We start from the raw sequence: 11176 nt of genomic DNA, 5'->3' as shown, positions 1-11176 counted from the left end.
TCTGCAGGTCCTGGGCGCCCACGCCGCCGACCAACACCAGCTGGCCTACCGTGGGGAAGACCACCGGCCCGCTCCCGGGGACGGGGAGTGGGCCGTTCCCGGTGACGGGCGCCGGCCCGCTCCCGACGGCGGGCAGTGGCCTGCTTCCAGCGAGGGGCGGTGGGCCGCTCCCGGGGTGGCTTCGCCTGGTGATGGTGTCCGGTCGGAGTTCCGCGGTACCGCGGACTACCTGCGGGCCCGGCTGCGGATCAGCCGGGCCGAGGCGAACCGGCGGCTGCGCCTGGCCGCGGCCACCCTGCCGCCGGCCCCCGGGGCCGGGCAGGAGGTGCCGGCGCCGCTGGAGGTCCTCGGTGCGGCCTGCGCCGCCGGGAAGGTCAGCGGGCGGGCCGCGTCCCTGATCCGCGACGCCATCGACAGGGTGCGGCCCGTCGCCGGGCCTCCGGCTGTGGAGGCGATGGAGGCCCACCTCACCAGCCAGGCCGGTGAGGGCGATGAGGACATTCTGCGCGCGGTGGCCCGCCGCTGGGAGAACACCCTGGACCAGGACGGTCAGGAGCCCTCGGAGAAGCTGCTGCGGGCCCGGCAGGGGGTGTTCCTGCGCGGGCGCCGCCACGGGCTGCACCTGCTGGAGATCGGGGCCACCGATGAGCAGTTCGAACACCTCGCCACGGTGATGAACACCGCCACCAACCCCCGCCTCCCCGGCCCCGGTGCGGCCGGCAATGGGACCGCCGGCAATGGAACCGCCGGCGCCCCCGGCGGGGACCAGGCGGTGCAGGACCCCGCGGCCGACGCCCGGGACACCGAAGACCGGAACAGGGAAGACCGGGACGTTGAAGGGCAGGGCATCGCAGGCGGGGGCGCGGACGACCCGGCATCCGGGGAGGACCCAGCCTTCGGCCGGGGGGAGCGGCCCACGAGGGCGCAGCAGCTGCTGGAGGCCCTGGTGGGCGCCTGCCGGATCGCCCTGGCCGGCGACGGCCTGCCCGCCGCCGGCGGGCACCGCCCCCAGATCATGGTCACCATCGACCACCGCACCCTGCTGGGCGAACTGAACCGGGCCGGGGACGCGGTCTTCGCCGGGCAGCTCCCCGCGAGCAGCATCCGCCGGCTCGCCTGCGACGCGGACCTGATCCCCCTGGTCCTGGGCGGCAAGGGCCAGGTCCTGGACCTCGGCCGCGCCCAGCGGCTGTTCCCACCCCACCTGCGCCGGGCCCTGGTCGCCCGCGACAAGGGCTGCGCCTTCCCCGGCTGCACCATCCCGGCCACCTGGTGCGAGGCCCACCACATCACCCCCTGGGAACACGGCGGCACCACCACCCTCACCGACGGGGTGCTGCTGTGCTCCCACCACCACCACCGCATCCACGACGGAACCTGGACCGTGCACTCCCGCCACGGCATCCCCTGGTTCCGCCCACCCCACTCGATCGACCCCCAACAAAAACCCCGCCGCAACGGCTACTGGACCACCGGACCCCCCAAAACAACCCCCGAACTCCATCTGGAATGAGCGTCCACCAGATTGGCGCACGTGGCGCTGGACTTCACCCGGCTGCTCCGGCAACCGATTAGCACGCAGCGGCCCGCCCGCTGGTCTCCCACCTCACCGCCACCCGGCCGATCTCCAACCCCGCCGCCGCGCGGTCAATCTCCCACCCCGCCGCCGCCCGGCCGATCCCACACCTCGCGGCCACCCAGCCCGATCCCACACCCCGCCGCCGCCCGGCCGATCCCACACCTCGCGGCCGCCCAGCTGATCCCACACCTCGTGGCCGCCCAGCTAATCTCCTACCCCGATAACACCGAAGGCCCCCAATCCGCCGCTGATGCGAGCCCGACCGGTGCCACCTGAAAGCCCTGCGTGAGCCCCGGCTTGACCAGGCTTTTCCTTGTGGCACTTGACACATGGCACCTTTTGTCTGAGTCTTAGACGGAAGCTGCAACGGAGCACTCTCGATCGGAGCACCAGTGAAAAACACCCCTCCCCAACTCCTGCAGCGCTCCGTCTCACGACGCAGCGCCCTCCTTGGAGGACTCGGCGCGGCCCTCTCAGTTCCTTTCCTCGCCTCCTGTGCAGGCTTCGACACCAGCGGCGCCTCAGCCGCCAAGGGAACCGTCGGCTTCCTCTCCACCCAGTTCACCCCGGTCGAGGAAAAGCAGCGCTACGAAGACGTCCTCAAGAAAACCCTCAACGTTCCCGTTGCCTACAACTCGGTCGACCCAGGGGTCTTCACCTCCACCGTGCAGACCCAGTCCCAGGCCGGCAGCGTCCGCACCGCACTCCTAGGCGGACTCCACGGCGACCTCGCCCCACTCGCCGATTCCCTCGAGGACGTCGACCAGCTCCTCAACGATCTCTCCGGCAGCGGCTACAACCAGGAAATCCTTGAACTGACCAAGGTCGGTGGCTCCACTTCCAAGTACGTTCCGTGGATGCAGGCAACCTACGTGGTCGCCGTGAACAAGAAAGCACTCCAGTGGCTTCCCAACGGCGTCGACGTCAACGACCTCACCTACGAGGACTTCCTGAAATGGGCACAGGCTGCCAAGAAGGGTGCCGGACGCCCCGTCTTCGGCCTGCCGGCCGGCCCCAAGGGACTCCACCACCGCTTCTACCAGGGCTTCCTGCTGCCGAGCTTCACCGGCGGCCAGATCACTACGTTCCGCAATGAGGACGCAGTGACCGCCTGGGAGTACATGAGGGACCTCTGGGACGCCTCTGCCCCGGCCTCGACCAACTTCGACGCCATGCAGGAACCACTGGCCCGCGGCGAGGTCCTCGTCGCCTGGGACCACGTCGCCCGGCTCATCGACGCCCCGGCCGACAATCCCGATGAATGGCTCATGGTTCCCTCCCCTCGCGGACCGAAGGGCCGCGGCTACATGCTGATCGTCGCCGGCGTCGCCCTTCCCAAGAACGGCCTCGAGCGCGACCGGGCCGAACAGGCCATCCGCGGCCTCGCCAAACCGAAAACGCAGATCGAAACCCTGCGCAGCAACGCGTTTTTCCCGGTGGTCCAGACGGAACTCCCCACCGACCTCGCCGGAGCGATCGCCCTCGAGGCCGCTGCGGTGAAGCTCCAGCAGGAATCGGCCGACGCACGCCTCGCCCTTCCTCCGGTGGGCCTCGGCGCGAAGGAGGGCGAGGTCTCGCAGATCTTCAAGAACTGCTTCCAGGAGATCTGCCTCAACGGTTCGGCCGTCCAGTCAACCCTGGATGACCAGGCCAAACAGCTCAACACCATCCTCAAGGACCTGGACGTTCCGTGCTGGGCCCCCGACCCTGTCTCACCCGGCCAGAAGTGCGAGGTAGCGTAATGACAGTCGATTCACCCCCGGCCCCGGTCCAACTGGACACGCCCGCCCGTCCCCGCCGCATCCCCCCGGCGGTCCTGCTGATCGCACCGTCGATCGTCTTCATGGCACTCCTTCTCGGCTGGCCCGTCATCCAGGGCGTGCTCCAGGCCTTCCGCGGTGATGAAGGCTTCACCCTGGACTACATCACCCGCATGGTCGAGGACCCCTACTTCTGGCCCGCAGTCCGCAACACCCTGCTGCTGATCGCGGTGATGATCCCGCTTCAGTTTGTCTTTGCCATCACCATGGCTTTGCTCCTGCGGTCCAACCCTCGCCTGAACAAGGTCCACTTCTTCGTCTGGGCCATTCCGCTGGCCCTGAGTGACCTGGCCGCCGGCCTCGTCTGGCTCTCGATCTTCAACGACCGCGGCTACCTCAACTCCGTGCTGACCTCCCTGGGCCTCGATTCCATCCCCTGGCTCGCCTACGACAACCCCGCCACCCTGTTCCTCTGCGTCCTCGTCGCCGAGGTGTGGCGTTCGACGTCGCTGGTGCTCGTCATCGTGGTCTCCGGTCTGCAGGGCATCCCCAAGGACTACGACGAAGCGGCACAGGTCTTCGGCGCCACCTTTTGGCAGCGGCTGCGCCACGTCACCCTTCCCCTGCTCAAACCGAGCCTCCAGGTGGCACTGATCCTGCGCACCATCCTGGCGTTCCAGACCTTCGCCGTCGCCCAGGCACTCACCGGCCAGAACTTCCCGCTCGTCGTCGGCGAAACCTACCGTTGGTACACCGCCCTGCAGAACCCCAATGTGGCGGCCGCCCTCGCACTGGTCATCCTCGTGGCCTCGATGCTGATCTCCGTTTTCTACCTGCGGGCACTCCGCGACAAAGGGCAGGAAGGCACCCGATGACGACGACGCAAACGAAACCCCTCGCACCCCAGCCCGAGGTAGACACCGCCCCGCTGAAGCGGCTGCGCCGCGACCGGGCGCTGCTCCAGGCCGCCTGCATCGTCATCTCGCTGTTCATGCTGGTGCCGATCTACCTGATCTCCCTGGCCGCACTCTCCACCCGGGAGTCCCTCAACGACTTCCCCCTGAGCCTGCTGCCCACAAACCTGTCCTTCGAGACCCTCGGAGCGTTCCTCGGCTCGACCGGCATCCTCGGGGCGTTCGGCAACTCACTGATCGTCGGCATCGGCACGCTGCTCATTTCCGCGCTGATCGGCATCCCGGCCGGCTATGCCCTCGCCCGGTTCGCCTTCCCGGCCAAGGAGCCCTACCAGCTGTTCCTCCTGTTCACCCGCGCCCTGCCCATCGTGGTGCTCTCCGTACCGTTGGCCCGGCTCTTCCTCACCGTCGACCTGTACGACACGACGTACGCGGTGATCCTGCTCCACACGGCCCTGGCCCTGCCCACCACCATCCTCATCTCCGCGAGCGTCTTCCTCAGCGTCCCCATCGACGTCGAAGAGGCGGCCCGCGTGTTCGGGTGCACCCCGGCCGGAGCCTTCCTCAAGGTGGTCATGCCGATGGCCCTGCCCGGACTCGCGGCGGCCTCCATCTTCACCTTCGTGATGTCCTGGAACGAGGTGCTCGGCGCCTCGATCCTCACCCTCGACCACCGGACCCTCCCGGCGCAGGTCCTCACCTCGCTCGCCGATTCACCCCTGGCCTACCGGTTCGCCGGAGGCTTCGCCCTGGTGATCCCGTCGATCATCTTCATCGCATTCATGCGCCGCTACCTGACCAATATGTGGGGCTCGACCATCCGCTGACCCGCGCACCCCCAACGCTTTCCTCTACCTTCGAAGGAGCCGATCATGGCGGATATCACCATCTCCCACCTCGTCAAGACCTATCCCGGCGGCACCGAGCGGGCCACCGACGACGTCTCGCTCGACATCGCCGACGGCGACTTCACCGTCCTGCTCGGCCCCTCGGGCTGCGGCAAGACCACGCTCCTGCGCATGCTCGCCGGACTCGAACTGCCCGACAGCGGATCCATCGCCGTCGGCGGCAAGGACGTCACCTACCTCCCGCCGAATAAGCGCAACATGTCGATGGTGTTCCAGTCCTACGCTGTCTTCCCCCACCGCAAGGTCCGCTACAACATCGGCTTCGGACTCTCCATGGCGAAGAAGCCGAAGGAGGAAATCGATCGGAAGGTCGCCTGGGCCGCCGACCTGCTGCAGCTCGGCCCCTACCTGGACCGCCTGCCCGCCCAGCTCTCCGGCGGTCAGCGTCAGCGCGTCGCCGTCGCCCGCGCCATCGTGATGGACGCCGACGTCCTCCTCATGGACGAACCCCTTTCCAACCTCGACGCCCTGCTGCGTCTCAACTTCCGATCGGAGCTGAAGAAAATCGTCAAGGATCTCAAGACGACGACCGTGTACGTCACGCATGACCAGAGCGAGGCACTTTCCCTGGGTGACCGCGTGGCCGTTATGCGGAAGGGACAGATCGCCCAGCTGGGTGATCCGCTCGATGTCTACGACGCACCGGCCGACCGGTTCGTGGGCGGCTTCATCGGCTCGCCGCCGATGAACTTCATCAAGGCGGCGGTCTCCGGTGACGGCGGCGCACTGATCGTTGGGGACCAGCGCCTGCGCGCCCCGTCCCTGCTGCAGTCCTACTCGAGCACCGACGTCCTGCTGGGGGTCCGCGCCGAAAACGTCGCCGTCGACACCCAGCGCTCCTCAGGAGACGTCCCGGGAACGGTCCTGGTGGTCGAACCGATGGGTTCCTCGATCCTGCTCACGGTGGAAGTGGAGGGCCAGACCATCAAGGTCCAGGCACCGCCGACCTTCCGCACCTCCCCCGGCGCCACGATCTGGCTGACCTTTTCCCCGAACAGCATGCGCTTCTACGACAGCGAAACCGCCATGGCGCTGGTGGCACGATGATCACCGAAACCCTCAGCACGGCAGAGCTGCGCGCCGCCGCCATCGAAGTCCTGCGCGTGAACGACCTGGGCACCATGACCACGGCCGCGCCCAACCTCTACCCGCACATGTGGAGCTGGGATGCGGCCTTCATCTCCATCGGCCTGGCCCGGGTCAGCGTTCCCCGCGCCATCACCGAGCTCCGCACGCTCCTGGCCGCCCAGTGGTCAACCGGCATGATCCCCCACATTGTCTTCACCGACGACGACACCGGCTACTTCCCCGGGTTCGACCGCTGGGGAACCGCCAACGCCGCGGCGCTGCCCCTGGGGACCCGGAGCAGCGGAATCTGCCAGCCGCCGGTCCACGCGATCGCCCTGCGGCACATCCTTGACCGCGCCCGCGAGAACGGCGGAAGTGACCAGCAGGCCGCCGAGGCCTTCCTTGCCGAGTCCTTCGACGGCTGGCTCGCCTGGCACCGCTGGCTGGCCACCGTCCGGGACCCCGACGGCGTGGGTCTCGTGGAGATCCACCACGGCTGGGAATCGGGCTTCGACAATTCCCCGCGCTGGGACGGACCGTACTCCCGGGTCGTCCCCGGGGAGGTCGAGCCGTTCACGCGCCGGGACACCCTGCACGTCGCCCATGCCAGCGAGCGCCCCGACGACGCCGAGTACACCAAGTACCTCTGGCTCGTCCAGCAGATGGCCTCGGTCCGGTTCGACGACGACGCGGTCCGCGACACCGTCGACTTCCGGGTCCGCGACGTGTTCTTCTCGGGCATTATGGCCGCTTCGAGTGAGGTGCTTGCCGGGCTCGGGGACGAACTCGGCCGCACCGGGGAGGCCGCCGAGCTCCGGGAGCTGGCCGAACGGTTCCGTGCCGGAGTGGCCTCAACGGTCGATCCCGCCACCGGCCTGGCCCGTGACTACGACGTGCTGGCGGGCGAGTGGATCTCCACCGACACGGTCTCCGGTTTCGCACCGCTGGTGGCCGGCGGCGACCCCGGCCTCCTCGAGCGCCAGCGCGACCTGCTCCGGGGACCGCACTGGATGGGCCACCCGGACCTGCGGTTCCCGCTGCCGCCCTCCACCTCTCCCTCGAGCACGGCATTCCGCCCCCGCACCTACTGGCGCGGACCGGTCTGGCCCTTCCTCAACCTGCTCCTGGGCTGGGCCAGCGCCCGCGACGGCCAGGAACACCTCTATGGAAGCCTGCGCTCGGCCTCCCTGGACCAGATCTCGGACCTGAAGTTTGCCGAATACTACGATCCCCTGACCGGGACGCCGCTGGGCAGCTTCGCCCAGGCGTGGACGGCCGCGGCGGCCCTCGAATGGATCGGTGCACCCGGCGGAGCAGCTCCGGATACTCCGTCATGAGGACCGTCCTCGTCGCCAGCGACAAGTTCAAGGGCTCCCTAGGCGCCCCCGGTGTGTGCGCCGCCGTCGGCCGCGGCCTGACGGCGCACCGCCCGGACCTGCGGGTGGTGCGCATGCCCATCGCTGACGGCGGGGACGGAACCCTCGATGCCGCCGTCGGTGCGGGTTACGCCCGGCGGGAGGTGATGGTCACCGGCCCCACCGGGCAACGGCTGGCCGCTGCCTTCGCCTGGCAGGAGGAGACGGCCACCGCCGTCGTCGAGATGGCCCAGGCCTCGGGGCTCGACAAACTGCCCGGTGGAGTACCCTCCCCGCTGGCCGCTACGACTTACGGCACCGGCGAGCTGGTGCGGGCCGCCCTCGACGCCGGCGCCAGCCGGATCATCCTCGGGGTCGGCGGCAGCGCCTCTACCGACGGGGGCCTTGGCTTCCTTGAGGCGCTCGGCGCCCTCGCCGTCAACCGCCGCGGCCGTGCACTCGGCCGCGGCGGCGGGGCCCTGGCCGACCTGGGCCGGCTCGACTTCACGACGCTCGACGCCCGGCTCGCCACCTGCCAGGTGATCCTCGCAACCGACGTCGACAATCCCCTCCTCGGGCCCCGGGGCGCGGCAGCGGTGTACGGTCCGCAAAAGGGCGCCTCGCCCGCCGACATCGCCGCGCTCGAGGACGGGCTCCGGCACTACGCCGACGCCGTTCACCGTGCCTGCGGGTCCGACCCTAACGTCAGCGAGGCGCCCGGGGCCGGGGCCGCCGGAGGGCTCGGCTTTGCCGCGCTGGCGGTCCTTGAGGCCACCACCCGACCCGGAGTCGACGTCGTCCTCGAACTCGTCGGGTTCGCCGACGCACTCGACGGGCTTGGGGAGGGTGACCTGGTGATCACCGGTGAAGGCTCCCTCGACGCCCAGACCCTCAGCGGCAAGGCTCCGGCTGGGGTGGCCCGTGCCGCCCTGGCGCGCGGCCTGCCCGTCGCCGCGGTCTGCGGACGGCGGACCCTCACCACCGAGGAATTGCAGGGACTCGGAATCGCCCGCGCCTACGCACTGACCGAACTGGAGCAGGACCTGCGGAAATCTATCCGCAACGCCGACGCCCTACTGGGTACCCTCGGCCACCGGATCGCCGACGACTGGTTCCCCGCGGCCTGACCCGGCGCGGAGCCGGAGGGCCGATCGGCCTGCGGTAGGCTGGACGACCGAACAGGAGGGGACGGAAATGGCTGTTGAGCGTGTGCCAGCAGGGCTGGGTGGGGCCGCCTCCCACGGCAGCCTCCTTGACCTGATCCGTTCCACCGGCGGCCTGTCCCGCCAGCAGCTGCTGGCGGCCACCGGCATGTCCCGTGCCACCCTTTACGAACGCCTCGATGCCCTGGTGCGCCGCGGCCTGGTCTACGAGGCCGAACCGCTCGAGGCCACCGGCGGGCGCCGCTCCCGCAAGATCCGGTTCGACGACCGGGGACGCGTCATCCTCGCCTTCGCCCTCGGCCAGACCCACGCCACGGTCAGCGTCACCGACACCGCGGGCCGGCAGCTGCGCACCTGTACGCTGGCCCACCGGATCTCCGCACCCGCCGACACCGTCCTGGGGCCGCTGCTGGCGGCCGGGGCCGAACTGCTGGAGCAGGAAACCTCAGAAATCCTCACCGGCGTGGGGGTGAGCCTGCCCTCCCCGGTCGAGGCGGCCACCGGTCACGTGGTCCACTCGACGACGATCCCCGGCTGGCCGCCGGACGCCGTCGTCGCCGCCATCTCCGGGCGCTGGCCGGTGCCCCTCGTCATCGAGAACGACGCACGCACCGCGGCGCTGGGCGAACGCGGGACCGACGCCGAAACCCTCGTCTACGTCAAGGTCGCCACCGGCATCGGCTGCGGAATCGTTGTGGACGGCTCGATCCTTCACGGCGCCCACGGCGCAGCGGGCGACATCGGCCATATCCGCGTCGCCCCCAACGGACCGGTGTGCAGCTGCGGCCGGCACGGCTGCCTTGCCACCTTCAGTTCGGGGCGTTCCCTGGGCCTGAAGCTCGGTCCGGCCGGCTACCCCACCCTCCCGGAGATCAGCGCCGCCGCCCGGAGGGACGAACCGGTGGTGATTGACGCGCTGACGGCGGCCGCCGACGTCATGGGCCGGGCACTGGCGACCACCGTCACCACCATCAACCCCGACCGGCTGGTCCTCGGAGGCACCATCGGGGTGCTCCCCGCATTCGTCGACCAGGTGCGGGAGCGGGTGCTTTCCGATGTCGTCGGACGGATCGCCGAGGGCCTCACCGTCGAAGGCGGAGCGGCGGGCGACGATGCCGCCCTTGAGGGGCTCACCACCCTGGTGATGCGGAAGGTCTTCGCGCCCGCGGCTATCGACGGATTCCTGCTGCAGTACTCGCTCAGCTAGCTGTACTGCCCAGGGAGGTTGGTTAGCCGGGTGATGGGTGGTTTGCCTCCGATGGCTGTGTGGGGCCTGTGGTGATTGTATTCGTGGAGCCATGCCGGCAGTGCTGCCCGGCGGGCTGATTCGCTGGTGTAACGGCGGCTGAAGGCCCAACCATCGGCGAGGGTTCGGTGGAAGCGCTCGATCTTCCCGTTGGTCTGCGGCCGGTAGGGCCTGGTCTTTTTGGCTTTGATGCCAAGGCCGGCGCAGCTCTTGGCCCAGAGATGCGATTTGTAGGCCGAGCCGTTGTCGGACAGGACCCGGTGGACGCTGACTCCCCGGGCCGCGAACCAAGACACAGCCCGTTGCAGGACACCGACCGCGGTGGCGGCCGTCTCATCGTCGTGGATCTCGGCGTAGGCCAGGCGGGAATGATCATCGATGACGGTGTGCACGAACGCGGTTCCCATCAGCGGGCCGCGGTGTTTGCTGCGGGCCTTATCCGGGGTGCCGGCCCGGTTCCGGCCGCCTTGTTGCTTGCCGACGTACCGCCAGCCGCCGCCGTCGGGGATGTTCCCGAGCTTCTTCACATCGACGTGGATCAGATCCCCGGGCTTCTCGTGTTCATACCGTCGTATCGGTTCCCCGGTGCGGACATCGACGTGGTGCAGCCGGTTCAGCCGGCACCGGGTGAGCACCGCGTGGACCGTGGAGGCCGCCATCCCGAGACGGGCTCCGATACCGACCGGTCCGAGGCGCTTTTTCCACCGCAGATGCACCACCTTCCGCACCACCGCCGGTGGTGTCTTCGTGGGGCTGTGGTGCGGGCGCGAGGACCGGTCGGCCATGCCTTCGCGGCCCATCGCCGCGTACCGGTCGGCCCACCGCTTTGCGGTCGGCCAGGACACATGGAAGAACGCCGCCGCGTGCGCCACCGGCCACCGGTCATCGACGATGAGTCTAGCAATCCGCAACCGTTGAATCGGGCTCAGAGCAGCATTAGCGTGAGACACGAGGACCTCCTGATCGACACCGGAACCTAGACAGCTCCACTCTCGATCGGAGGTCCTCCCCGCGTCCAGAACCTACAACGCGTCCTCACACATCAACCAACGTCTTTGGGCAGTACAGCTAGCGGGGACCGCTGACACGGGGCGCCGGCTTTCGGGCCGGCGCCCTGCGCATGCCCTCCCCGGAATCCACGCGGTCCTCCCGGGGCTTTCCATACTCCCGCCGGGGCTCCGGA

At 69.3% G+C, this 11176-nt stretch carries 9 protein-coding genes; 8 read left to right on the top strand and 1 reads right to left on the bottom strand.

Going from position 1 to position 11176, the window contains the following annotated elements; translation table 11 throughout:
* The 8 genes from QZX79_RS07740 to QZX79_RS07705 form a co-directional block, all read left to right on the top strand.
* Nucleotides 1-1513 (top strand): HNH endonuclease signature motif containing protein (locus tag QZX79_RS07740; protein WP_294567139.1); only part of this gene is annotated, 1513 nt, incomplete at its 5' end.
* 458 nt (nucleotides 1514-1971) lie between these two features.
* Nucleotides 1972-3321: an ABC transporter substrate-binding protein gene (locus QZX79_RS07735; RefSeq protein WP_294567135.1), complete on the top strand. Its 1350-nt coding sequence runs from the start codon at nucleotides 1972-1974 to the stop codon at nucleotides 3319-3321.
* Complete coding sequence (locus QZX79_RS07730; RefSeq protein WP_120168780.1) at nucleotides 3321-4214, top strand: carbohydrate ABC transporter permease; 894 nt, start codon at nucleotides 3321-3323, stop codon at nucleotides 4212-4214. The genes QZX79_RS07735 and QZX79_RS07730 overlap by 1 nt, the downstream gene beginning before the upstream one ends.
* Nucleotides 4211-5080: a carbohydrate ABC transporter permease gene (locus QZX79_RS07725; protein WP_294567123.1), complete on the top strand. Its 870-nt coding sequence runs from the start codon at nucleotides 4211-4213 to the stop codon at nucleotides 5078-5080. Before QZX79_RS07730 ends, QZX79_RS07725 begins: the two co-directional genes overlap by 4 nt.
* Before the next feature lie 45 nt (nucleotides 5081-5125).
* Complete coding sequence (locus QZX79_RS07720; protein ID WP_294567119.1) at nucleotides 5126-6208, top strand: ABC transporter ATP-binding protein; 1083 nt, start codon at nucleotides 5126-5128, stop codon at nucleotides 6206-6208.
* Nucleotides 6205-7566 (top strand): MGH1-like glycoside hydrolase domain-containing protein, encoded by a 1362-nt coding sequence (locus QZX79_RS07715; RefSeq protein ID WP_294567116.1) that lies wholly within the window; start codon nucleotides 6205-6207, stop codon nucleotides 7564-7566. Before QZX79_RS07720 ends, QZX79_RS07715 begins: the two co-directional genes overlap by 4 nt.
* Nucleotides 7563-8711: a glycerate kinase gene (locus QZX79_RS07710; RefSeq protein ID WP_294567111.1), complete on the top strand. Its 1149-nt coding sequence runs from the start codon at nucleotides 7563-7565 to the stop codon at nucleotides 8709-8711. The genes QZX79_RS07715 and QZX79_RS07710 overlap by 4 nt, the downstream gene beginning before the upstream one ends.
* 67 nt (nucleotides 8712-8778) lie before the next feature.
* Entirely contained in the window at nucleotides 8779-9954 is a 1176-nt protein-coding gene (locus tag QZX79_RS07705) for an ROK family transcriptional regulator (RefSeq protein ID WP_294567109.1), read from the top strand.
* Here QZX79_RS07705 and QZX79_RS07700 read toward each other — a convergent pair.
* Entirely contained in the window at nucleotides 9951-10943 is a 993-nt protein-coding gene (locus QZX79_RS07700; RefSeq protein ID WP_294567106.1) for an IS481 family transposase, read from the bottom strand. The genes QZX79_RS07705 and QZX79_RS07700 overlap by 4 nt on opposite strands.
* Nucleotides 10944-11176 lie beyond the last annotated feature (233 nt).

The organism is uncultured Arthrobacter sp., assembly GCF_902805515.1.
Classification (GTDB): Bacteria; Actinomycetota; Actinomycetes; order Actinomycetales; family Micrococcaceae; genus Arthrobacter_D.
Note: the sequence above shows the minus strand (reverse complement) of the source record. Positions and strands in the feature narration are given on the sequence as shown.